The sequence below is a fragment of the Avibacterium sp. 21-595 genome (assembly GCF_023611905.1).
Taxonomy (GTDB): domain Bacteria; phylum Pseudomonadota; class Gammaproteobacteria; order Enterobacterales; family Pasteurellaceae; genus Avibacterium.
The window spans coordinates 1,005,919-1,029,364 of the sequence record NZ_CP091455.1 but is presented as its reverse complement, the minus strand read 5'-3'; the positions used below and the strand labels follow the sequence as shown (position 1 = coordinate 1,029,364).

The 23,446-nt window shown below is 41.3% G+C and carries 17 protein-coding genes and 1 riboswitch; of the genes, 7 read left to right on the top strand and 10 right to left on the bottom strand.

Translation table 11 applies throughout. The annotated features are described in order from the left end of the window. Window positions 1–3 precede the first annotated feature (3 nt). The 7 genes from uvrC to L4F92_RS04780 all read right to left on the bottom strand — a co-directional run bounded on the left by uvrC (window position 4) and on the right by L4F92_RS04780 (window position 8,894). Window positions 4–1,836 (bottom strand): excinuclease ABC subunit UvrC, encoded by a 1,833-nt coding sequence (gene uvrC, locus L4F92_RS04810; protein WP_250364413.1) that lies wholly within the window; start codon window positions 1,834–1,836, stop codon window positions 4–6. Between the two features lie 46 nt (window positions 1,837–1,882). Next, entirely contained in the window at window positions 1,883–2,491 is a 609-nt protein-coding gene (locus L4F92_RS04805) for a YidB family protein (RefSeq protein WP_250364412.1), read from the bottom strand. 37 nt (window positions 2,492–2,528) lie between these two features. After that, the gene (gene kdsB / locus L4F92_RS04800) at window positions 2,529–3,302 is read right to left on the bottom strand and encodes a 3-deoxy-manno-octulosonate cytidylyltransferase (RefSeq protein ID WP_250364411.1); all 774 of its coding nucleotides are present in this window, start codon (window positions 3,300–3,302) and stop codon (window positions 2,529–2,531) included. Then, complete coding sequence (locus L4F92_RS04795) at window positions 3,302–3,514, bottom strand: Trm112 family protein (RefSeq protein ID WP_250364410.1); 213 nt, start codon at window positions 3,512–3,514, stop codon at window positions 3,302–3,304. Before L4F92_RS04795 ends, kdsB begins: the two co-directional genes overlap by 1 nt. A gap of 66 nt (window positions 3,515–3,580) precedes the next feature. Continuing rightward, on the bottom strand, window positions 3,581–4,591 hold the full coding sequence (gene lpxK, locus L4F92_RS04790) for a tetraacyldisaccharide 4'-kinase (RefSeq protein WP_250364409.1): 1,011 nt from the start codon (window positions 4,589–4,591) through the stop codon (window positions 3,581–3,583). Window positions 4,592–4,651: 60 nt separating this feature from the next. After that, on the bottom strand, window positions 4,652–6,400 hold the full coding sequence (msbA, locus tag L4F92_RS04785) for a lipid A ABC transporter ATP-binding protein/permease MsbA (RefSeq protein ID WP_250364408.1): 1,749 nt from the start codon (window positions 6,398–6,400) through the stop codon (window positions 4,652–4,654). A gap of 40 nt (window positions 6,401–6,440) precedes the next feature. Then, on the bottom strand, window positions 6,441–8,894 hold the full coding sequence (locus tag L4F92_RS04780; protein WP_250364407.1) for a DNA internalization-related competence protein ComEC/Rec2: 2,454 nt from the start codon (window positions 8,892–8,894) through the stop codon (window positions 6,441–6,443). Window positions 8,895–9,077: 183 nt separating this feature from the next. After that, window positions 9,078–9,172, top strand: a riboswitch (TPP riboswitch). 135 nt (window positions 9,173–9,307) lie between these two features. Between L4F92_RS04780 and thiM the strand changes: the two genes are divergently transcribed. From thiM to L4F92_RS04760, 4 genes are read left to right on the top strand one after another with little or no spacing between them, the layout of a single operon-like run. Next, entirely contained in the window at window positions 9,308–10,117 is an 810-nt protein-coding gene (thiM, locus tag L4F92_RS04775; protein WP_442778846.1) for a hydroxyethylthiazole kinase, read from the top strand. 13 nt (window positions 10,118–10,130) lie between these two features. Continuing rightward, complete coding sequence (thiD, locus tag L4F92_RS04770) at window positions 10,131–10,952, top strand: bifunctional hydroxymethylpyrimidine kinase/phosphomethylpyrimidine kinase (protein ID WP_250364406.1); 822 nt, start codon at window positions 10,131–10,133, stop codon at window positions 10,950–10,952. Beyond that, the gene (gene thiE / locus L4F92_RS04765) at window positions 10,945–11,607 is read left to right on the top strand and encodes a thiamine phosphate synthase (RefSeq protein ID WP_250364405.1); all 663 of its coding nucleotides are present in this window, start codon (window positions 10,945–10,947) and stop codon (window positions 11,605–11,607) included. Before thiD ends, thiE begins: the two co-directional genes overlap by 8 nt. Then, the gene (locus tag L4F92_RS04760; RefSeq protein WP_250364404.1) at window positions 11,608–12,828 is read left to right on the top strand and encodes an NRAMP family divalent metal transporter; all 1,221 of its coding nucleotides are present in this window, start codon (window positions 11,608–11,610) and stop codon (window positions 12,826–12,828) included. A gap of 50 nt (window positions 12,829–12,878) precedes the next feature. On the opposite strand, the gene L4F92_RS04755 is transcribed toward L4F92_RS04760, so the two are convergent. From L4F92_RS04755 to L4F92_RS04745, 3 genes are all read right to left on the bottom strand, one after another. Next, on the bottom strand, window positions 12,879–17,963 hold the full coding sequence (locus L4F92_RS04755; RefSeq protein WP_250364403.1) for a S6 family peptidase: 5,085 nt from the start codon (window positions 17,961–17,963) through the stop codon (window positions 12,879–12,881). 150 nt (window positions 17,964–18,113) lie between these two features. Further along, window positions 18,114–19,490 (bottom strand): DNA repair protein RadA, encoded by a 1,377-nt coding sequence (gene radA / locus L4F92_RS04750; protein WP_250364402.1) that lies wholly within the window; start codon window positions 19,488–19,490, stop codon window positions 18,114–18,116. Further along, window positions 19,483–20,589 carry a CYTH domain-containing protein gene (locus tag L4F92_RS04745; RefSeq protein ID WP_250364401.1) on the bottom strand — a complete coding sequence of 369 codons (1,107 nt, stop codon included), beginning with the start codon at window positions 20,587–20,589 and terminating at the stop codon, window positions 19,483–19,485. Before L4F92_RS04745 ends, radA begins: the two co-directional genes overlap by 8 nt. Before the next feature lie 158 nt (window positions 20,590–20,747). Here L4F92_RS04745 and L4F92_RS04740 point away from each other — a divergent pair, with 158 nt between their 5' ends. The 3 genes from L4F92_RS04740 (at window position 20,748) to L4F92_RS04730 (ending at window position 23,434) form a co-directional block, all read left to right on the top strand. Continuing rightward, a complete protein-coding gene (locus L4F92_RS04740; protein WP_250350455.1) occupies window positions 20,748–21,428 on the top strand; it encodes a TIGR00153 family protein in 681 nt (226 codons plus the stop codon). 27 nt (window positions 21,429–21,455) lie between these two features. Next, the gene (locus L4F92_RS04735) at window positions 21,456–22,718 is read left to right on the top strand and encodes an inorganic phosphate transporter (RefSeq protein WP_250364400.1); all 1,263 of its coding nucleotides are present in this window, start codon (window positions 21,456–21,458) and stop codon (window positions 22,716–22,718) included. A 113-nt stretch (window positions 22,719–22,831) separates the two neighbouring features. Next, the gene (locus L4F92_RS04730; protein WP_250364399.1) at window positions 22,832–23,434 is read left to right on the top strand and encodes a TIGR04211 family SH3 domain-containing protein; all 603 of its coding nucleotides are present in this window, start codon (window positions 22,832–22,834) and stop codon (window positions 23,432–23,434) included. The last annotated feature ends 12 nt before the right edge of the window (window positions 23,435–23,446 follow it).

Here is a 23,446-nt window from a genome sequence, read left to right as displayed (position 1 = left end):
CCTCTATTCCCCCCTCATCGCCTCAAAGATTTTCTCTGCTAAGGATTTTGAGATCCCCGGTACGGAGGCGATTTCGTCAAGGGTGGCTTTTTTCACCCCTTGCATTCCTCCAAGGTATTTAAGCAAGGCTTGGCGGCGTTTTGCCCCAACCCCTTCAATGGTTTCTAAGCCACTTTGAGTAAAGGCTTTTTGACGTTTTTTTCTGTGTCCGCTAATCGCGTGATTATGGCTTTCATCACGAATATGTTGAATTAAATGTAAGGCAAGGCTATCTGGGGGTAAATTGATTTCGCGATCTTGCTTGCTGATGATGAGGGTTTCCAAGCCAGCACGGCGATCCACACCTTTTGCCACGCCAATCAAGTGCGGTCGTTTTTTATCCCATTTTACCTTGAGTTGTGCAAACACTTGCAAGGCACGGTTCAGCTGCCCTTTTCCGCCATCAATAAAGATCACATCAGGAATTTTTTCACTTTCCAGATCTTTATCGTAACGTTTTAATAAGGCTTGTTCCATCGCGGCATAATCATCACCGCCAGTAATGCCCGTGATATTAAAACGGCGGTAATCGGATTTCAGTGGTCCATCTTGATTAAACACCACACAAGACGCAATGGTTTGTTCTCCCATCGTATGACTAATATCAAAACATTCCATTCGCTGAATTTTTTCTATGCCAAGTAAATCTTGCAAGGCTTGGTAGCGTTCTTGAATAAGCGTGGATTGCTTCAGTTGCGTAACCAATGCAGCTTTCGCATTCATTTGTGCAAGCTGTAAGTATTTACTTTTATCCCCTTTGGCACTGTCTTGAATTTGCACTTTACGCCCAGCTTGTTCAGCGAGCAAGGTTTCTAATTGAGCTTTTTCTGCCAATTTATGATCCACAATAATGGTGTTTGGCACGGTTCGTCCTTGATGTGCTTGCAAATAAAATTGCCCCACGAAAGTGGCGGTGAGTTCAGATAAATCCGTATTGGCTGGCACTTTCGGGAAATAACTGCGGTTGCCCAAAATTTTGCCTTGTCGAATAAACAACACTTGTACGCAAGCAATACCAAGTTGGTAAGCAATGGCGATAATATCAATATCATCAAGGCGATCATTACTGACAAATTGTTTTTCAATGACGGCACGCACAGCTTGAATTTGATCTCGTATGCGTGCTGCATCTTCAAAATTTAGGGCTTGGCTTGCCTGCTCCATTTTGCCGACAAGGTGATCTAGCACTTGTTGATCTTTGCCTTGTAAGAAAAGACGAGCAAAATCCACTTGTTGGTTATAATCTTCATCAGAAATATAGCCTGCAACACAGGGCGCAGAACAACGCCCAATTTGATATTGCAAGCAAGGACGTGAGCGGTTGCGATAAACCGAATTTTCACATTGCCGCACAGGAAACAACTTTTGCAATAAGGAAAGGGTTTCACGCACGGCACCCGCATTAGGATAAGGCCCAAAATATTCACCTTGAATTTTTTTACTTCCCCGATACGCCGTGATCCTTGGGTGGCGTCCTTTGGTAAGCAAAATATAAGGATAAGATTTGTCATCACGCAATAGCACGTTATAGCGTGGCTGATAGGTTTTAATATAGTTATGTTCTAACAGCAATGCTTCCGTTTCGCTTGAAGTGATGGTCGTTTCAATACGATGAATAGCTGCAACGAGGGCTTCCGTCTTTTTACTCGATAAATTGGTACGAAAATAACTAGATAAGCGTTTTTTTAAATCTTTGGCTTTGCCCACATAAATCACCTGCTCTTTATCGTCATACATACGATAAACACCGGGATCGTGGGTTACGTTAGCGAGAAACTTTTTGGCATCAAAGGTCATTTTGGTTATGAATGATTAAGCAGGGCAGAATGAATCCGCCTAAAAATTATTTAAAGAAATTATTTAGGATCGCATTGATGTCTTTCGCTAACTCATCATTTGAGCTTTCTTCTTGTGTTTGGCTTGTTTGTGTTGGTGTGTTTAAAATTTGCTTAAACAAATCACCTAAAGCTGAGCCATTTGTTTCACCTTGGGTTGATGAACCACCAAAAATGCTACCTAACACAGAACCTAGCACATCTTGCGGATTATCGTTGTGAGCCTGCATTGATTGAGTTAAATTATCTGCCGACACTCCGCCTTGACGCCCATTTGGTGTTAGCATATCAATTAAACTCGGTAGTACTTGAGAAATAATATCTTCTGTTTGATTAGTGCTAATACCTGTCTGCTGAGCAATATCTTCAATAGTATTCTGCCCGAAAGTTTGGCTGACTTCATTTCTTGTCATCGTTTGGTTTGAACCCGTGCCGATCCAGCTATCTAGCAATCCACCTAAGCCATCTTGTTGTAACTTAGCAAAAATGCCTTGTACACCACCTTGTGAACGTAATAACTGTTGCAACACTTCACTCACCACATTACCTTGCCCTTGTGGCGCTGAATTGTTCCCTAATACCGAACCTAAAACTGAACCTAACATTTTGTCTAACATCTTGTTTCCTTAGTTTGAATAAATAGTGAAAGAGGAATTAATAATGTCCTAAAATCGCCCGCACTTTTTCTAAATCTTCCGGCGTATCTACACCGACAGCAGGGGCTTCTTTCGCAAGATCAATATGAATTTTTTCACCATACCACAACACCCGTAACTGCTCTAAAGATTCAATACCTTCTAACGCAGAAGGTTGCCATTGCACATATTGCTTAATAAATCCTGCACGATAAGCATAAATACCAATGTGGCGTAAATACGGGGTTTGTAGCACAAGCTGTGTTTTTTGTTCATCGGATAACCCAGCAAATTGATCGCGATTCCAAGGAATTGGCGCACGGGAAAAATACAAGACATTGCCTGATTTATCTGCTACAGCTTTCACCACATTTGGGTTAAATAATTCTTCAGCATCATTCAATGGGACAGCAAGGGTTGCCATATTCACGGCATTATTGGCTAAGTTATCCGCGACTTGTTGCACGATCACCGGGGGAATTAACGGCTCATCACCTTGAATATTGACCACAATTTCATCATCTGCTAGGGCTAATTTTTCCACCACTTCCGCCAAGCGTTCCGTGCCTGAATTATGATTCGTTGAGGTCATACACACTTCGCCACCAAAGGCTTGCACCGCAGTTGCAACATCTTGATTATCCGTTGCCACCACGACTCGGCTTGCACCTGATTGTTGTGCTTGCTGCCAAACGTGAGCAATCATTGGTTTACCAGCAATATCCGCTAAGGGCTTGCCGGGTAAGCGACTTGAGGCAAAACGTGCAGGAATAATTACGGTAAATGTTGTCATTATTCTTCCCCTTGTTGTTGGGCTTTTTCTTGTTGTTGGGCTTTTTCTTGTTGTAACGGTATTGCTCGTTCCGCAAGTAATACGGGAATACCCTGTTCTATCGGGTATGCCACTTGCTCAAAAGGGCAAATGAGCTGTTCGCTTTCTTTTTGATATTTCAAGCGCCCTTGACAAAGGGGGCAAGCGAGAATGTCGAGTAGTTTTTCGTTCATTAAAATTTCTCCACTGCTTTTCAGAAGGTTATGTTTAACCCTGTCATCAAACGCAGGTAAATAAAGCTAAAGTGCGGTCTTTTTTTCTCTTGTTTTTATCTCTTGAATTAATTCGCTTATAAATTGCTTACTTTGTGGTGAAGTAATCTCCGCTTCAACAGGCACATACCACCAATTTGGCTGCGCGAAATTTTGACATTTGACCGCATCTTTTTCTGTCATAAAGAGCGGTTGGTTTTGATCAAATTTTTCAAATAAGGCTAAATGATAAGCTTGATGATCTTGAAAGGCTTGGCTTGTTACCACGTTCATCGACAGGGTTTGCAACATTGTGAAAAAACGCTGTGGGTTGCCAATGCCAGCAATGGCGGTAATAGGTTGTTCTGTAAAATCGCGCAATGGGCGCTTTTCCCCTGTTTGCAAATGAATCGCAAAGTGCGGTATTAAAGTCATTACAGTTTGACTAAAAGACGTTGGCGCCCCGTTATTGATAATCCAATCAACGTTTTTTAAACGACTGATTGGCTCTCGTAACGCACCTGCGGGCAAAACAAAACCATTACCAAATTGACGCTGAGCATCTAGCACCACGATTTCTTTATCTCGTTGTAATTTATAATGCTGTAAGCCGTCATCGCTAATAATCACTTGGCAAGGAAAATGAGCAAGTAAATGCGCTATCGCCTGCTGACGATTTGGTGAAATACACACAGGGGCATTAGTGCGTTTCGCAATCAATAATGGCTCATCACCTGTTTCCACAGGATCATCTTGACTGGTTACTAAACGGGGATAACCTTTTGCTTTACTCCCATAACCGCGTGAAATCACCCCCACTTGAATGCCTTGTTGCTGTAATTGTTGCACGAGCCAAATCACCACAGGGGTTTTGCCATTCCCTCCAACAGATAAATTCCCCACAATCACTACGGGAACGGGGGCTTTGTAAGAAGACAAAATCCCACGCTGGTATAACCAAGATCGTAATCTGATAATGAGCAAAAATAACAAGGCGAAAGGTGATAATAACCACTTTAGTGCTTTTGCGAAAAGATCCGATTGATACCAAAAATTCATTATCACCTCATTAAAATGGGGAAATTGATGTACGCTGAAAATTCGTCCATCAATACAAAATTAATGATTAAACTGCATTTGATGTAACTGCTTATAAGCCCCATTCAACGCAAGCAACGCTTGATGCGTGCCTCGTTCTTTAATTTCACCGTGTTCAATCACCAAAATTTCATCAGCTTTTTCAATGGTTGATAAACGGTGCGCAATAACTAAAACGGTACGCTCTTTTTGTAATTCTTCAAGGGCTGCTTGAATCGCTCGTTCAGATTCCGTATCAAGGGCTGATGTTGCTTCATCTAAAATTAACACGGGAGAATTGCGCAACAAGGCACGAGCAATCGCCAAACGCTGACGTTGCCCGCCCGATAAACTAGCCCCATTTTCGCCAATGACGGTATCTAAACCATTTTCTAACTTTTCAATAAATTCCATCGCGTGTGCTGCTTTGGCGGCTTTAATAATATCTTCACGACTGTATTTATCTGCTGCGGCATAAGCAATGTTATTGGCAATAGTGTCATTAAATAAATGTACTTGTTGTGAGACCACCGCACAATTTTCACGCAAATTACTCAGGGTGTAATCTTGAATATTAACGCCATCAAGGGTGATTTCCCCTTGTTCAATCTCATAAAAACGGGTAACTAAATTAGCAATTGTAGATTTCCCGGAGCCTGAACGCCCAACTAATGCCACGGTTTTACCTTGTGGAATGTCAAAAGAAATATGATTTAATGCGGGATGCTCTTTGCCTGAATAGCTAAACGTAACATCTTTAAATGCAATATTTCCTTTCGCTTTTTCTACTTGGTAAGTACCGTTATCTTTCTCAGTTGCCATATCCAAAATAGCGAACAAGGTTTGACAAGCCGCCATACCACGTTGGAACTGGGCGTTTACGTTAGTTAAAGATTTCAACGGTCGCATCATTGCAAGCATTGAAGAAAACACCACCGTAAAAGACCCCGCCGTGAGGTTTTGGCTCATAATTTCTGGTACGGTTGCCAAATAAAGCACCGCTGACAAGGCAAAAGAGGCGATAATTTGTACCACAGGATCAGAAATGGCATCTGCCACCATCACTTTCATTCCCTTACGGCGCATATCATTACTTACTTTATTAAAGCGTTCTTCTTCAATTTTTTGTCCACCGAAAGAAAGTACTACTCGATGTCCTTTTAGCATTTGTTCTGCCGAAGAAGTCAGCTCTCCCATTGAGTTTTGCATATTTTTACCTAACTCGCGGAATTTTTTCGATACCATACGAATTAGCACCGCAATAATCGGTCCTATCACAAAAAGCACTAAGGAAAGCTGCCAACTGGTATAAATCATTACGCAAAGCAAAGAGATAATATACGCTCCTTCACGCACAATAGTTACTAAAGAACCTGATGATGAATTGGCGACTTGTTCGCTATCGTAAGTAATACGAGAAAGTAATTTTCCTGCTGAATTTTGATCAAAAAAGGGAACGGGCATATACATTAAATGCTTAAATAAACGGCGGCGAATTGTCATCACCACTTTCCCTGAAACCCAAGCTAAACAATAAGTAGAAATAAAACTTGTTACCCCCCTTACGATGATCACTAAAACGACGACCACTGCCATTAAACGCAAAAAGCCAACATCCGCTTTACCGAATCCATCATCTAATAAAGGTTTAAGCATTTGAATTAAAGTTGCATCAGCCAATGCGTTAAATACGAGTGTTATTGCAGCGGCAATTAACCCTGCTTTAAAAGGCGCAATAATTGGCCATAAGCGTTTGAACGTTTGCAGCGTAGTTAAGTCTTTATCTTGCATAATTTATTCATTTCCGTTAAAAAACTTTGCCATTTTACCTTTATTTTGCCAACAAGCCAATTAATCCCCGATACCAAGGGGAAAATTCCGATCTTGCGGTATGAATTTTTATCTGCTCAGGGAAGAACAATAGGCTAATCTGACCAAAATCAGCGGTATTATACACCGCACTTTGTTGTGCCTTTAAACGTTCTAAAACCACTGAGTGAGGAAAATGCCACGGATTGCCACGGCTACTAGAAATCAACGCAATTTTCGGTTGTACTGTTTTGATAAAATATTCACTGCTAGAGGTTTTACTGCCGTGATGCCCCACTTGCAATACCTCTATTTTTCCAGCTAAATCAGCAAATTGGCGCTCTGTTTGACTGTCCGCATCCCCCGTTAAAAGCACCTTATATTGCCCATCATCAATCAACAGTACGCAAGAGTCTGGATTTTCTGCACGATCTCGGATCTGTTGCGGTGAAAGCGCAGTAATAGTTAATCCTTGCCATTGCCATTGTTTTCCTTGAAGACAAAAAGTGCGGTGTTTTTTTGACGCATTTTTTCGAGAAGACGCCATCAATTCAACCTCTGGAAATGCCTGTAAAATCGCTTCTGCGCCCCCTGAATGATCATTATCATCGTGGCTCAAAACCAATTTGTCTAGCACAATGCCTTGTCGTTGCAAATAAGGCAAAATTTCTAACTCAGCCATACTGCCATTACGCCAAGCCGCTCCAGTGTCATATAAAATGCCACGCTGATTTTTCACCAATAAGGTAGCCAAGCCCTGCCCGACATCAAGGGTTTCTAACCGCCATTTAGGTGTATTTATCCCTTGCCATCCCAAATTGATCAGCATTATGCTAAGCAAGCCCATAAAAATAAACTTCATTTTTTGCAGAAATCGCGGATTGGGCAATTTTTCTGCATTAAGTGAAACGCTCTTTTTTACCGCTAAGATCGGTTTTTTCATTACTTTTAGCTGTGAATTTTGCTGAAAATGCTGCAAAAAGTGAACATAAAATAATCCTAACCCAAGTAATAGAATCACAATCCATTGCCCTTGCTTATGAGATATATTCAACCAATATCCTTGCCATTGTGCCAGATAGTCGGTGAAGTATTCTGCAAGCCAATTTGCCCCTTGCCACGAACCCAATGCCCCTTGGCTCAATGCGGCAAACAGCACCATTGGGACAAGACAGAAACTGAACAACGGCACAGCGAAAAGATTTGCTATCATTCCCGATAAAGCCATTCCGTGAAAAAAATAAAGCTGAATAGGGGTAAATAAACATAGCAACCCCAATTGCAGATGAAATAAGGAAAAAATCCAGCGCACTAGTTTCTTCACCCACGTATTTTTAATGGGATAAATTTGCCACTTAATACAATCTAAAGGAACAAGCTGATACCATAAAATCAAGCTCGCTACCGCGCCCGCAGAAAGCCAAAAGCTGACGGAAAGTAACATCAGCGGATCCCATAGCATAAGCGATGCCACCACCCATTGAAAATACTGCCAAGCGGTATAATAACAGCGTAGCATTCGGATCACGCAAACCAAGCATAAGGCAAGCAATGCTCTTAAGGTGGGAATAGAGAATCCAGCTAGCTGAGCATAAATTAACGCAATGAAAATCCCACATAATAATGGCCAAATCACCCCTATTCGGTGAGTGGGTAAAAAGAACTGCATTACTCTTGCGAGAGCAAACCCGAGCAACATTGCCAAGCCAATATGCAAACCAGAAATTGCGATGAGGTGTGCCGTATTTGTTTTCTGATAAATTTGCCAATGTTCAGGGTTAAGCCACGCTCGTTCGCCAAAACCCAATGCCAGTAACAGTCCTTGCATAGATAAACCTTGGGTCTGCTGAAAACTGACTTGCAATAATCGCTCACGCCAAGAAAAATTCTCCGCAATTTTTACCGCACTTTTTACTCTGCCATAGGCGCTAATGCCTTGTGAAAAATACCATTTTTGCCGTTCAAAACCGCCTTGATTTAAACGGCTTGCTAAAGGTTTAAGCAATAATTCTGCCTGCCAAATTTGCCCTACTTTAACTGCTTCAATTTTCCTGTCCGAAACGGTTTTATTCTTGCTTTGCCATTGCAAATAAATACGCTGTTCGGGCAACTTTTCTGCTAATTTCGCTGTGGCAATAATCGTTTGATAATCTTGCTGATGTAAAATTTTCTCGATCTTGATTGGCGTGCTGATGTGGTTATTTACACGGGCAAGCTGTTCTGCTTGGCTCAAAAGCTGATTCGCTTGGAAATGAAAACACCCTAAACTCAACACAAAAATCACCCCATAAATGAGGCATTTTGCCGTGTTGTAATAAGTAAAAACATAGGCAATCAAGACTGCCAATGCTCCACTTCCCACAAGCCAAAACATTAAATGTAAGCTCATTAATAGGCCTTTCGGAACATAAAGTAAACTCAAGCCAGCACCAATAATCAGCCATAAAATCACATCTAATTTGAGCGCAAATTTCATTCCAACATAAGGTTCACATTTACGATGACAAATAAAAATACTATGAAAAAAGCACCGCCCTTTCGCAATGCCCTTAAATCATTTTTGCGATCTCGCTCGCAAAATTAAAAATATTTCTTAAAGAACAAAAAAATTATGACGATTAATATTGTCTTTCTCCTCATTTCTTTGTAGAGTGAAAAGCATTAATAGTCGGGGTGCTACGTTAAGTAGCTGAGATGATACCCGTTGAACCTGATCCAGTTAGCACTGACGTAGGAAACTTATTATGAAAACTTGTCTAATTTTATACCGCACCCTATTTCTGTTTTATTCCCTAATTTCTTACTTTTTATTTCCTATCAATGAATAAAAATCTACTTTTATCATTGGTATTTTATTTTTTACTCCCTTCTTATGCATAATAGGAGAATATGATGCAATTCAATTTGTTAGAACAAATCCGTCAAAAAAACCCGTTAATTCATAGCATTACGAATATTGTGGTAGCAAATTATGTGGCTAATGGGCTACTCGCTTTAGGTGCATCGCCGATTATGGCGGATGCGGAAGAAGAAATGGCCGATCTTGCTCAATTCAGTGCTGCCTTGTCTATTAATATTGGTACACTCGATCCCTTTAAAGTGAAAGCGATGTTGGCGGCAGGACAAGCTGCAAATCAAGCTGGTATTCCCGTTGTGCTTGATCCTGTCGGGGTCGGCGCAACGCAATATCGCAAGGACGTAATCGCTGAATTACTTAACAAGGTAAAATTCACTGCTATTCGTGGCAATGCTGGCGAAATAGCTCAATTAGCTGGCGTAAATTGGTCGGCGAAAGGCGTAGATGCGGGACAAGGTGATGGCAATATTGGCGAAATTGCAATGCTTGCTGCGCAACGTTATCAATGTATTGTCGCAGTAAGTGGTGAGGTGGATTATATTAGTGATGGAACACGATTAGCCACCATTCATAATGGAACGGCAATGTTTCCTAAAATCACAGGATCAGGCTGTTTACTCGGCACAGTGTTAGGCGCATTTTTGGCGGTTAACCCGCATTCTCCTTTTGAGGCAGTCGTACAAGCCTGTACAGCTTATGCCGTAGCAGGAGAATTAGCGGCACAACATCTTGCGCCAACAAAATATGGGCAATTTTACACCGCACTTTTAGATTCACTTGGCGAATTGAATGACCAGCAAGTGGCACAATTTGCACGAGTTAGCATAGAGAAATCAGCATAAATAAGGAGAAAAAATGGCTCATATTGCACAAGCCCTTACAATTGCCGGCTCAGACAGTGGCGGTGGTGCGGGTATTCAAGCAGATCTAAAAACCTTTCAAATGCAGAATGTATTTGGTATGAGTGTGATTACTGCGGTTACCGCACAAAATACCTTAGGGGTAACCGATATTCATTTAATTCCGCCTAAAACTATTGAAGCGCAACTGAATGCGATTATCGCAGACTTCACGCCCAATGCGGTGAAACTCGGAATGTTAGGCACTGCGGAAATTATTCACACCGTAGCCACATTTTTAAAAGCGCACCCAATTTCTAATATTGTGATAGATCCTGTTATGATCGCTAAAGGAGGCGCTAGTTTATTGGAACAATCGGCAATCAATGCAATGCGTGAGCAATTATTGCCCTTAGCCGATGTGCTAACCCCCAACCTGCCCGAAGCAGAAGCATTAACTGGATTGAAAGCGGAAGATCAGCACAGTATCCAGAAAATTGCTGAACATTTACAACAAATGGGCGCAAAAACAGTGATCATAAAAGGTGGTCATCAACAAGATTCAAAAAGCACAGTATGCCAAGATTTTATTTTCACGCCAACGCAATCTTTTATTTTGGAAAGTCCGCGTTTTAATACGCCACACACACACGGCACAGGCTGCACTTTTTCCGCTTGTTTAACCGCTGAACTCGCAAAAGGACAATCTTTAGAGCAAGCCTGCAAAACGGCCAAAGCGTTTATCACAAGTGCCATAACGCACCCTTTAAATATCGGACACGGACACGGCCCAACGAATCACTGGGCCTATTCACAGGAGCAAAAAAATTATGAATAAACACATTTTACGCTGTTATTTGGTGGCTGGCACACAAGATTGCCGTCATCTACCACAATATGCCAACAATCCACAACAAACCTTGTTAGATCGTTTAGAACAGGCGTTAAAAGCTGGTATTACTTGTTATCAATTTCGTGAAAAAGGGCAATTTTCATTGCAAGATCCAACGGAAATTGAACAGCTTGCTCGCCAATGTCAGGCATTATGTCAACAATATAATGTGCCTTTTATTATGAATAATGATGTTGCACTCGCAGAAAAATTGAAGGCTGACGGCATTCACGTTGGGCAAAAAGATTTTGCGGTAGATAAGCTTGCTCAACAAATTCAAGGCAAAATGCTGATCGGTTTATCGGTCAATACCTTGCAACAAGCACAACAGCATAATGATTTCAATGGCGTTGATTATTATGGGTGCGGTCCTATTTTTCCAACTTTTTCAAAATCTGATGCTGCTCCAGATGTCGGCATTAATTTTGTTCAATATTTGCGTGAGCAAGGAATTACTAAGCCATTAGTCGCCATTGGTGGCATAAAAACCCCTCACGTGAAACCACTTCTACAAAACGGTGCAGATGGCGTTGCCGTGATCTCCACCATTATGCAAGCGAAAGATGTCGCATTAACAGTAAAAGCAATTCTAGGTGAATAAATGACAATAAACCTTTCTCTATTACGTAATTTAGGTCCGGGTGTGATTATGGCTTGCTCCTGTGTTGGTGGCTCTCATATTATAGCCTCTACACAGGCGGGCGCATATTATGGCTATCAATTAGCTGGATTAATTATTTTAGTAAATTTACTTAAATACCCCTTTTTCCGCTTTGCATTTGATTATAGTGCAACGCAAAATAAAAGCGTATTGCAAGGCTATGCAGAAAAAGGTAAAGGATACTTATGGTTATTCCTATTATTTAATCTCTTTGCAACAGTGGTGAATATTGCGGGCGGAACCTTACTTTCTGCCGTACTATTGGCTATGTTGCTTCCTTTTTCTATTGATCTCAATAGTCTTAACATTATTGTATTAGTGAGTTTTTTAGTGATCTTATTTTATCGCCAATATCAGCGATTAGATAAAGTATCAAAAAGCATTATGCTACTTCTCTCCGTAATCACCCTCATTGCGTTGGTGCTTGCTTTTACTAAACAAACATCGCCACCAGTGGCTGATTTTGTTCCACCTGATGCTTGGAGTCTCGCTGCTGTACCGTTCTTAATTGCATTAATGGGCTGGATGCCTGCCCCAATGGAACTCAGTATTGCCAGTTCATTATGGGTGGTACAAAAAAGACGATTAACGCCAAATTATCAAAAACATCATCAATTAGATTTTAATATCGGCTATCTCACAACCATTGTGTTAGCTTTAATGTTTATGGCACTTGGCGCATTAATTCAATATGGTAATAGCATTCCACCCCTTAGCGGTGGCAAATTTATTCATTTATTTGTAGAAATGTATGCACTAAGCATTGGGGAATGGAGCCGTTGGTTTATTGCGCTTATCGCATTTGTGTGTATTTATGGCACCACAATTGTTGCTGTTGATGGCTATTCTCGTTGCAATCAACAAACAATTCAGCTACTCAAATTTGGCGCACAAACAGATGTTAATAATGAAAAAGGATTACGTTATTTTATGTTAGCGGCTTGTTTTGCAAGTTTCATTATTATTCAATTTTTTAGTGGCGCTATCGGTAAAATGATCCCTTTTGCAATGACGGCTTCTTTCCTATCAGCCCCTATTTTTGCGTGGCTAAACCTCAGCCTAGCAAAACAGCTCTCACCTAATCCAATGCTAATAAGGTTGGCTTGGTTGGGATTGAGCTATTTAGTCATTATGATTATTATCTATTTCGTTCAACTATAAAGATTAGGCTAAAAATAATAATGCCCCAAAAGGGGCATTGTTTAATCTATCTAGAATTTATAAGTCACCTTCAAATCAACTAATCTATTATTTGCCGCCTCTTGGCTTTTTTCATAGGTAAATGTCATTCCCATTGAGAATACCCCAACACCGAAATCAAGCCCTGTCTGATATTGCCAACCACGATTAAATTGTTGCACCAACTGATTGTTGTTCACCATTATTGCGTGATCGAATGTTTTACGGCTCGCATCAAAATAATATAGTGCCAATTTTGGCGTAATCGAAATACTTTCCCAAGACCAAGTTTTTGACAATTCCGCTCCAGCATAATAGTTCACTAAATCTAATGATGGCGAATCAATGCTTGCATCCTCTAATGTGTAATGTGCTTTTGTAAAATGGTGATACCTTAAGCCTAACAAGGTATTAAGATCCATATATCCTAAATCCCATTTTTTGCCTAAACTCATCCCCGCAGCAAATATATTACGCTTAAATTTAATTGAATGGCTGTCTAGCGTAATCTTGTTATTAGAACGTCCATACCCCAAATCAATAGCGGCGAATAAGCCTTTACTATTTTGAATTTTGCCATAGAGCGTTGCTTGAGAGTATCTAAGCTTACCGCTTGCTTGATCATAATTCATATTAGCTCGTGTATGGGATACCATAGCGCCGACACTTATACCTTGTTCATTCAACGGACTTTCTGCACCTAATTCAGTATAGGAACTATATTGTTCGTAATGACGATAATTATCGGACTGATAATCACCTCTTTGAACACCAACATTTGTCCATAGTTGAGCTTGCTGGCTGCCAGCTTGGAAAAGGCGCTGATTTAAATGCTGATCTTTTTCAAGCACCACATTCACTTGAGCCGAAAGCTCTGATAATCCAGTATTTGATACACGGCTCACTAACTCAGCTTGCTTTAACCGTTTTGCTTCGGTTTCACGGCGAGCTTGCTCTTCCGCTGCGGCTTTACGTTCTTCCTCTAAACGTTTTGCTTCTGCTTCACGACGAGCTTGCTCTTCCGCTGCAGCTTTACGTTCTTCTTCTAAACGTTTTGCTTCTGCTTCACGGCGAGCTTGTTCTTCCGCTGCGGCTTTACGTTCTTCTTCTAAACGTTTGGCTTCTGCTTCACGGAGAGCCTGTTCTTCTGCCGCGGCTTTACGTTCTTCTTCTAAACGTTTTGCTTCTGCTTCACGACGCGCTTGCTCTTCCGCTGCGGCTTTACGTTCTTCTTCTAAACGTTTGGCTTCTGCTTCACGGCGAGCTTGCTCTTCCGCTTCGGCTTTACGTTCTTCTTCCAAACGTTTTGCTTCGGCTTCACGGCGGGCTTGCTCTTCCGCTTCGGCTTTACGTTCTTCTTCCAAACGTTTTGCTTCGGCTTCACGACGCGCTTGCTCTTCCGCTTCAGCTTTACGTTCTTCCTCTAAACGTTTTGCTTCTGCTTCACGACGCGCTTGCTCTTCCGCTTCAGCTTTACGTTCTTCCTCTAAACGTTTTACTTCTGCTTCACGGCGAGCTTGCTCTTCCGCTGCGGCTTTACGTGCTTCTTCTAAACGTTTTGCTTCTGCTTCACGATGGGCTTGTTCTTCCGCTGCGGCTTTACGTGCTTCTTCTAAACGTTTTGCTTCTGCTTCACGGCGAGCTTGCTCTTCCGCTTCAGCTTTACGTTCTTCCTCTAAACGTTTTGCTTCTGCTTCACGACGCGCTTGCTCTTCCGCTTCAGCTTTACGTTCTTCCTCTAAACGTTTTGCTTCTGCTTCACGACGCGCTTGCTCTTCCGCTTCAGCTTTACGTTCTTCCTCTAAACGTTTTACTTCTGCTTCACGGCGAGCTTGCTCTTCCGCTTCAGCTTTACGTTCTTCCTCTAAACGTTTTGCTTCTGCTTCACGACGCGCTTGCTCTTCCGCTACGGCTTTACGTGCTTCTTCTAAACGTTTGGCTTCTGCTTCACGACGTGCCTGTTCTTCTGCTGCTTTACGCTCTTCTTCTAAACGTTTTGCTTCTGCTTCACGACGCGCTTGCTCTTCCGCTTCAGCTTTACGTTCTTCCTCTAAACGTTTTGCTTCTGCTTCACGGCGGGCTTGCTCTTCTGCGGCGGCTTTACGTTCTTCTTCTAAACGTTTGGCTTCTGCTTCACGGCGAGCTTGCTCTTCCGCAGCTTTACTTTCTTCTTCTAAACGTTTTGCTTCTGCTTCACGGCGAGCCTGTTCTTCTGCGGCGGCTTTACGTGCTTCCTCTAAACGTTTTGCTTCTGCTTCACGACGCGCTTGCTCTTCCGCAGCTTGGCGTTCTTCTTGCTCAATTTGTTTTTCTACAATTGGGTTATATAGGCGGAAAGCATTGCCTTCTTTAATTAGGTTATAACGATAAGTACCTATATCAGCATAGTTATTTTGCAAGGTGACAGATAAATTATCTGATAAACCATTCGCTGTCAGCAATGTAAGGCGGGCTTTGCTACGTTCTGGTTCACTGCCCGTATCATTGACAACTAAGGTATGCTCTCCCGATGCTTCTCCATTAACAACAACCTGATCGCTTTCTCGCGTTGAAAACTTAGTGCGGTAATAAAATTTCCCTTTTCCACTTAAATCACCATTAATCGTTAAGGTATTAAATGGTTTATTTTCTTGGCTCAATGTAATTTGAGCGCCTTCATCTAACGTTAAGTTTCCTAGCGTGCTATTTTTTGTCAATTTCCAATGAGCCTCTTTTGATAATACTGTTTGGCTTGTATTTTCGCTTTGAATCGCCCCAATGAAATCTGTTTTTCCTAAATTTAAGGCACTTTGCTCAGACAGCGTAACATTACCGGTAAATTGAGTTCTTGGAATGGTATGTAATACGTTCTCATTATAGGTTGGCGTATCACAGCTTACCTCTCCTGTATAATCAGAACGCAGACACACTTTTTGCGTTGGCTGGTAGCCTAGATTTAATACAGCATTATTTGTTGCGTTAATATCAGCTGAAAGAGAAGAAACATTACGTCCTACCGTTAATGTTGCTCGATCAACATTAATATGATTAGCTTGATAGCGACGATCAATCCAATCATCATCCAAAATAACTTCACGATTATTTAAAACATCACGCGCGTGTGGCGTAGGCATACCAGATAAAATGACCTCCCCTTTTTGAATAGAAAGATCGCCATTTAAATTCATTCCACCAGACAATAATAAAACGGCTTTCTCACTTACTGGTTGATAACTTACGTTTAATCCACCATTCGTTTTGTCTGATGCTTTCTCCCCTAAATAACCGGTAAATGCAGTAAATAGAAACTGCGCATTTTTACGATCTATGATCTTTTTGACTGCCTCATTCCGATCGCTACTCAAATACTCCCAATCCGTTGAACTAGTTTGATTAGTCGGATAATAACTATAAGGACTGTTTTTTAACGCAAAATAATCTGTACGCCCATTTGCATGCTGATTAATATATTCATAAATATCATAACCTGCTTTCATCCAACTTCCCCAAGTTAAATCTTGTTCAGAAAAGGTGACACCTGTCAGGTTAAGGCTAGCTGATTTATCGGTACGATGATTCACTATCATCGCGCCTTCATCTGAATGCTGAATACGTTGGAAAGTCAGATCATTTCCATTTAAATCTAAACGCCCACCACGAAATCCAAAATACAATTTATCAGGGTTAATTTGATCTGAACTCTGTAAAATCACTGTCGGACGACCACTGGTAATCCCCACTTGGTTAAACGCCTGTTTTTTGCCTTTATCGTCCGCCTCCTGAGCTAAAATAACCGTACCATCTCCTACACTGATATCGCCTAAATTTTCACCTCTACCATTAACAAATAAAGTTCCTTCACCAATTTTAGATAGGCGATCTCCCTGTGGGTTTACAACTTGCCAAGTCACAGTTTTATCTTTAGCAACAGAAACGCCTGCACCAAGCCAAGTTTGATTTGTTTCAGATTTAACGGTGAAATTGCTATTGAAAAAAAGCGCTCCTGCCCCTTGATCTATATTATTTTCTAGGCGTAACACGCCACCATCAACCCCTGAAAAAGTTACCGTTTTTCCCGCATTATTGGCAGATTGAACATTCGTATCATTTTGATTTCTTAAAGGAACAGACAAGGAATTTGTCGCATCACTTATTGTACTATTATTAGTATCATTTTCCTTACGCCAGTGCCAAATCTCCCCCGCACGTTGATTTACAATATTTCCTGCAATATCTTCATTTTCTTTTTCTTTAATAAAAGGCAAGCGCGGCAATGTCCAAATGTTTTTATTATTATCATCGGTAGAATCAAAGTTAAGCACCCCAACCAGTACCCATTTATTTTTCGACGTATCAAAGGCATATAAGCCTGAACCACTATCTCCAGCTCTTCCATAAGTCGCCATTGGTCCATACTTATCATTAAAAATACTAGCAAAACTAACTGTATCGGTATTCCCACCTTTTACGTCATTGATCGGCATAGATGCCCCACCAGTTAAATAGGAATAAGCACCAGAAATTCTTTCCAAATCACCTTTTTCATCAGAATGTCGGAGATACTGCGTTCCAGAACCCACACGAACATAAACAGGAAAACGGGACATATCCGTATTAACCGCTTTTGTTTGCTCCGCATCACTGACTTCAGCAGGTGCCACCTCAGTCACTAACTTACTTAAACGCGGAACATGATAATCTTTATGGAGAGCCTCACCAGAGGGATAATTATTTCTATCAACAAGACTATAAGTATAATGATGAGAATCTGGATTAACATCTTCTCCACCAAATTGAACACTTTGGTAGCCCCCATTATGCGCAACACTTGTTATATATTGCGGCGCAATTAATGTCGCAACACCCAAATTTCTAGTTGCAGTACGCAAATCAGGCATTGGGATATCTTTCATCATTACCCCAATTTCCTGCCCTTCTTTATTGAAAATCGCAATATTACTCGCACCCACAATAAATTTGCCTTTATTTTCAGCAAAATCACGAAAATATTGGTAATCAATATCGCTACGGACAACAGACGCTTGTGCAAAAGGTGTTGCACAAGAAGCAATTAAAAGTGCAATTCGGGAATAACGGAAAGGGATAGGAAAACAGAAAGTAGGAGTTAATTTCATCATAATAGTTTATTCAACAATAACAGGTTTTATAAATAGCTAAAATCAGGGTGGCGAAGTATAGCAAGATTATTTATTAAACAACATCATTATTAGCCATTTAATCTGTAAAAAATGCCCTCAATCGCCTCTTCCCACTGATTTCATCGTCATTCAATCAAAGTCATCTAGAATCGCCAAGGCGTCACTCAGTTTTTTTACGGTAAAAACTTGCATATTTTTCACCGCACTTTTAGGTTTATTAGCAAAGGGAACGATAGCGCGGCTAAATCCGTGCTTAGCTGCCTCAGAAATCCGTTCTTGCCCACTTGGTACAGGGCGAATTTCTCCTGCTAATCCCACTTCACCGAAAACCACTAAATCGCGTGGTAATGGCTGATTGCGGAAGCTGGAAATAAGCGCAAGAAGTAAGGCTAAATCGACGCTGGTTTCCGTTACTTTTACCCCACCAACCACATTAACAAAAACATCTTGATCAGACATTTGCAAACCGCCGTGGCGATGCAATACAGCCAGTAATAATGCCAAGCGATTTTGTTCTAACCCCACGGCAACACGGCGAGGATTGGCGAGCATTGAATGATCCACCAAGGCTTGAATTTCAACCAATAAAGGGCGAGTTCCTTCCCATAGCACCATCACTGAACTGCCTGCGGTTTGTTCTTCGCCACGACTTAAGAAAATGGCTGAGGGGTTTTTCACCTCACGCAAGCCTTGTTCTGTCATTGCAAAAACCCCGAGTTCATTCACCGCGCCAAAACGATTTTTATGGCTACGTAAGGTACGAAAACGACTATCTGCCTCCCCCTCTAATAAAAGTGAACAGTCAATGGCGTGTTCCAAGACTTTTGGTCCTGCAAGCGTGCCGTCTTTCGTAACGTGTCCCACCATAATAATGGCAACTTGGCGAGTTTTGGCATAACGCGTAAGAAAAGCGGCACATTCTCGTACTTGAGAAACACTTCCTGGTGAGGATTGAATATCCGCTAGATGCATCACTTGAATAGAATCCACCACAATGATTTGCGGTTTAAGTTGATCGGCAAGATGACAAATTTGTTCTACCGAGGTTTCGGATAACATCTTTAAGCGATCTGTCGGTAGCCCAAGACGATTGGCTCGCATTGCAACTTGTTGTAAAGATTCTTCCCCTGTCACATAAAGTGCGGTCATATTTTGTGCTAAACCACACATCACTTGTAATAAGAGTGTACTTTTTCCTGCCCCTGGGTGTCCGCCAATTAAGATCGCACTTCCCGGTACAATTCCTCCGCCTAATACACGATCAAGCTCATAAAAACCACTATGAAAACGAGGAACTTCTTGTAAACTGATTTCCGATAAGGTTTGAATTTTGGCTTGTGTTTCTCCCGCATAACCGCTAAAGCGATCGGCTCTGCTCGATTTAGCAGGCGCAAGGCGTATTTCCGTAATGGTATTCCAAGATTTGCACGCATTACATTGTCCTTGCCAACGTGCATATTCCGCACCGCAATCATTACATACAAAAGCCGTTTTTGCTTTAGCCATTCTTTTCCTCCAAATTTTCCGCAAAATGCGTTTCAAGATAAGTCAGCGAAATAAGATTTAACATTCGTTGTAAATAAAATGCCGATTGTAAGAAATCAAATAATTGTGCGATGACTTCAGCATTATTTTTCCTTTCACTATGCTGTGTAATAAGCTGTTTGCATTCTGCTAAACATTGCTGACTGCTTTCCACCAACGCTAGCCAGTCAGTTTTAAGGGTGTCGTTTAACCCTTGTTGATTAAAGGCATTTTCCAATAACTTACCGTTTTCTGTATAAAAATGATAAAGGTTAAAAAATGCACCAATTCGTTCCACCGTACGCAAGAAATCTTCTGCAAAATAAGCTTGCCCTAAGGCAAAAGTTTCTTCAATTAAATTTTGTTCAAGTTGAAAAAGTGCGGTTAATTTTTGTGAAAAATTGCCCTCACCTTGGGAGAAGTTTAAAAAATCACGCCACTTGTCTAGCCAATTTTGTGCTTTAGGTTGATAATTTTCTGCCAATGCATAACCCCGTTGTGCTTTGCTAATGGCGCTTAATCGCATACCATTTTCTAATCCTAAGGCGCGCACATAATTAAGCAAATCCGCGATATTACCTTGCTTTAACTCAAACTCGACTTCGCAAATTTCTGCCTGCTTATCACCTGCAATAATTTTGCCTTGATCGATTGCCACTTCAATTTCTGTAGCAATGTCTGCAGAAAGTGCGGTGCGAATTAAAAAAGTTTCTCGCTCAAAATCTGTCGCAAAAATAGGCTGTAATGCAAGGTTTTTCCAGCTTGGTTCAAGATCATAATCTTCCACTAATTGAGCGAAGTTTGGGCTTTCATTTTGCTGTGGCAAATTATATTCAGGGCGAATATGTAAACCGCCAAAAGTATTGCCTTTTGTTTTCAAGGTTAAGGTAACCTGTTGATTTTCTTTGCGAACACGCAAGCCCATTTGGCGCTGAGCAAAAAATTTATCTGCGGTGTCGTAATAGGTATTCCCTAAAAAAGCGTGCTGATGAGCGCACGGTTCACTTTTTATCAAATTCTGCTTGAATGAATTTAACCGAAACGGCGGAATTAGTAGTTTTAATTCAATTTCTGTACTCATTTTGTCTATTCCTTCCAATCTTAATCAAGTTTTTTCATATTATCTAATAAATTCCTTGTTTTTTCGATGAAATATAGTGTATTTTACGCGCGCATAGGCTTAAACAAGAGAGCAATGCATAAAAATTTTTCAACCTAACCCCTAGAAGGAGTTATCTTATGGCTGTAAATAATATTTTAGGATTATTTGCCCATTCCCCATTAAAGCCCTTAGCGCGTCATTCTGCTAAGGTAACTGATTGTTGTAAATATCTCATTCCCTTTTTTGACTACACTTTCCAAGGTGATTGGGAGAATGCAGAGAAATTGCGCCAAAAAATTTCGGAAACAGAACGCCAAGCTGATAGTTTGAAACGCGAAATTCGCTTAAAGCTGCCACGCGGCTTGTTTATGCCAATTGAACGCACTGATTTATTAGAACTGGTTACACAACAAGATAAATTAGCTAATTATGCCAAAGATATTGCCGGCAGAATGGTAGGGCGTCAATGCGCTTTTCCACCTGAAATGCAAGAAGATTTTATGAAATATGTGGCACGCAGTATTGATGCGGCGGAGCAAGCTCATCTGGTTATTGATGAAATGGACGGCTTGCTTGAAACGGGTTTCAAAGGGCGTGAAGTGCAATTTGTTAATAAAATGATCCAAACTCTTGATGAGATTGAAGATGATACGGATCAAATGCAAATTAAATTACGCTTAATTTTGCGTGCGATGGAAGATCAATTCAACCCAATTGACGCAATGTTTTTATACAAAATCCTGGAATGGATTGGCGTGCTTGCTGATCAAGCCCAGCGCGTAGGTTCACGAATTGAGTTAATGTTAGCTCGTTCATAATTGTTTAAGCAACATAGGAATAATACTATGGAAGTTATTCAACATTATGGCACTTTATTAGTGATCATCACCGCTGCTTTCGGCTTTTTTATGGCATTTGGTGTGGGGGCAAATGATGTTTCTAATGCAATGGGAACATCCGTAGGTTCAGGCACAATTACTGCCAAGCAAGCCATTATTATTGCAATGATTTTTGAATGTGCTGGTGCCTATTTAGCGGGTGGCGAAGTGACTGAAACCATTAAAAGTGGGGTACTCAATGCAATGGAATATACCGCAACGCCAGAAATTTTAGCGTTAGGTATGATGGCCGCCCTCTTTTCTTCAGGAATCTGGCTACTTATTGCCTCACGAATGGGCTGGCCGGTTTCCACCACGCACACCATTATCGGTGCGATTATCGGTTTCGGTTTAATTACTGTTGGTCCAAATTCTATTGACTGGTCAGCTATCCGCAATATTGTTGGCAGTTGGTTTATCACCCCTGTGATTGCTGGTGTGGTGGCGTATGGTATTTTCTTCAGCACTCAAAAACTGATTTTCGATACAGAAAAACCGTTACGCAATGCACAAAAATATGGTCCATATTATATGGGGCTAACTATCTTTATCTTGTCCGTCGTCACAATGATAAAAGGCTTAAAGCACGTTGGTTTACATTTAACGGATGGCGAAACTTTCTTTATTTCATTAGCTATTAGTGCGATTTCTGTGGTGGCAAGCTATTTCTATTTCCGCAGCAAAAAATTCCATCAAACCGTAAAATCTGGCACCTTTGGTGCGGTAGAAAAAGTGTTCAGCATTTTAATGCTACTCACCGCCTGTGCAATGGCGTTCGCGCACGGTTCAAACGATGTGGCAAATGCCATTGGACCTTTGTCTGCCGTGGTGTCGATTGTAGATAATGGCGGTCAAATTATGGCGAAAAGTCCGCTTGCTTGGTGGATTCTTCCCTTAGGGGCGGCGGGGATCGCACTAGGTTTAATCATTATGGGCTACAAAGTAATGGAAACCATTGGGACAGGGATCACCGATCTCACACCAAGTCGCGGTTTCTCTGCCCAATTTGCCACAGCAACCACGGTAGTGCTTGCCTCAGGAACAGGGTTACCCATTTCTACCACGCAAACCCTTGTTGGTGCAATTCTTGGTATCGGTTTTGCACGAGGTATCGCTGCGTTGAATTTAACGGTAATTCGCAATATTATCGCCTCTTGGGTGATCACCTTGCCAGCGGGGGCATTCTTTGCCATTTTGATTTACTATGTGTTACACGCCATTTTTATTTAACTGACGTAAACCAGCGTAAACCCACATAAAATAAGACAAAGATTTTGTGAATGAAAGCAAAGTGCGGTACAATTTCCCGCACTTTTTTATTGTCTTGTTTTTAAGGTGCTGTAATGCGAAAAATGACTAAAATCTTATTTTTATTCTTTCTTTCTGTGCCATTTGCACAGGCAGAAACACGTTATGTAACGGAAAACCTTTCGACTTTTTTACGCAAAGGGGCTGGCGATCAATTTAAAATTGCCGGAGCAATCCGCTCTGGCGAGCCAGTCACCGTGCTAAACCAAAAAGATCGCTACACGCTCATTCGTGATAGTAAAAATCGTGAAGCGTGGATCTTAACATCTGAGCTTTCTAGCACACCAAGTAGCAAAGATGAAAACCCCAAATTAAAAGCCAAAATTGAAGAATTAACCTTAAAACTCAATCAATTAGATGGAGACTGGCAACAACGCACGAGTGAAATGCAACGCCGAACCAAACAAGCTGAGCAACAAAGTAACCAACTCTTGGAACAAAACTCCCAGCTCAACCGTGAACTTGAAATCACCAAAAATAAAAACCGTGATTTAGAAGCAATGCTTGATGCAGGTAAGCGAGAAATTGCCATTCAATGGTTTATCTACGGCGGTTCAGTGCTAGGCGTAGGTTTGCTACTTGGCTTAATTCTTCCTTTCATTATGCCGAAACGTCGCCGCCGCGATGGCTGGTCATAACCTTATTCCTCA

Coding starts and splice junctions, on each gene's coding strand:
- uvrC (WP_250364413.1), bottom strand. CDS start 1,836: ATGACCTTTGATGCCAAAAAGTTTCTCGCTAACGTAACCCACGATCCC.
- L4F92_RS04805 (WP_250364412.1), bottom strand. CDS start 2,491: ATGTTAGACAAAATGTTAGGTTCAGTTTTAGGTTCGGTATTAGGGAAC.
- kdsB (WP_250364411.1), bottom strand. CDS start 3,302: ATGACAACATTTACCGTAATTATTCCTGCACGTTTTGCCTCAAGTCGC.
- L4F92_RS04795 (WP_250364410.1), bottom strand. CDS start 3,514: ATGAACGAAAAACTACTCGACATTCTCGCTTGCCCCCTTTGTCAAGGG.
- lpxK (WP_250364409.1), bottom strand. CDS start 4,591: ATGAATTTTTGGTATCAATCGGATCTTTTCGCAAAAGCACTAAAGTGG.
- msbA (WP_250364408.1), bottom strand. CDS start 6,400: ATGCAAGATAAAGACTTAACTACGCTGCAAACGTTCAAACGCTTATGG.
- L4F92_RS04780 (WP_250364407.1), bottom strand. CDS start 8,894: ATGAAATTTGCGCTCAAATTAGATGTGATTTTATGGCTGATTATTGGT.
- thiM (WP_442778846.1), top strand. CDS start 9,308: ATGATGCAATTCAATTTGTTAGAACAAATCCGTCAAAAAAACCCGTTA.
- thiD (WP_250364406.1), top strand. CDS start 10,131: ATGGCTCATATTGCACAAGCCCTTACAATTGCCGGCTCAGACAGTGGC.
- thiE (WP_250364405.1), top strand. CDS start 10,945: ATGAATAAACACATTTTACGCTGTTATTTGGTGGCTGGCACACAAGAT.
- L4F92_RS04760 (WP_250364404.1), top strand. CDS start 11,608: ATGACAATAAACCTTTCTCTATTACGTAATTTAGGTCCGGGTGTGATT.
- L4F92_RS04755 (WP_250364403.1), bottom strand. CDS start 17,963: ATGATGAAATTAACTCCTACTTTCTGTTTTCCTATCCCTTTCCGTTAT.
- radA (WP_250364402.1), bottom strand. CDS start 19,490: ATGGCTAAAGCAAAAACGGCTTTTGTATGTAATGATTGCGGTGCGGAA.
- L4F92_RS04745 (WP_250364401.1), bottom strand. CDS start 20,589: ATGAGTACAGAAATTGAATTAAAACTACTAATTCCGCCGTTTCGGTTA.
- L4F92_RS04740 (WP_250350455.1), top strand. CDS start 20,748: ATGGCTGTAAATAATATTTTAGGATTATTTGCCCATTCCCCATTAAAG.
- L4F92_RS04735 (WP_250364400.1), top strand. CDS start 21,456: ATGGAAGTTATTCAACATTATGGCACTTTATTAGTGATCATCACCGCT.
- L4F92_RS04730 (WP_250364399.1), top strand. CDS start 22,832: ATGCGAAAAATGACTAAAATCTTATTTTTATTCTTTCTTTCTGTGCCA.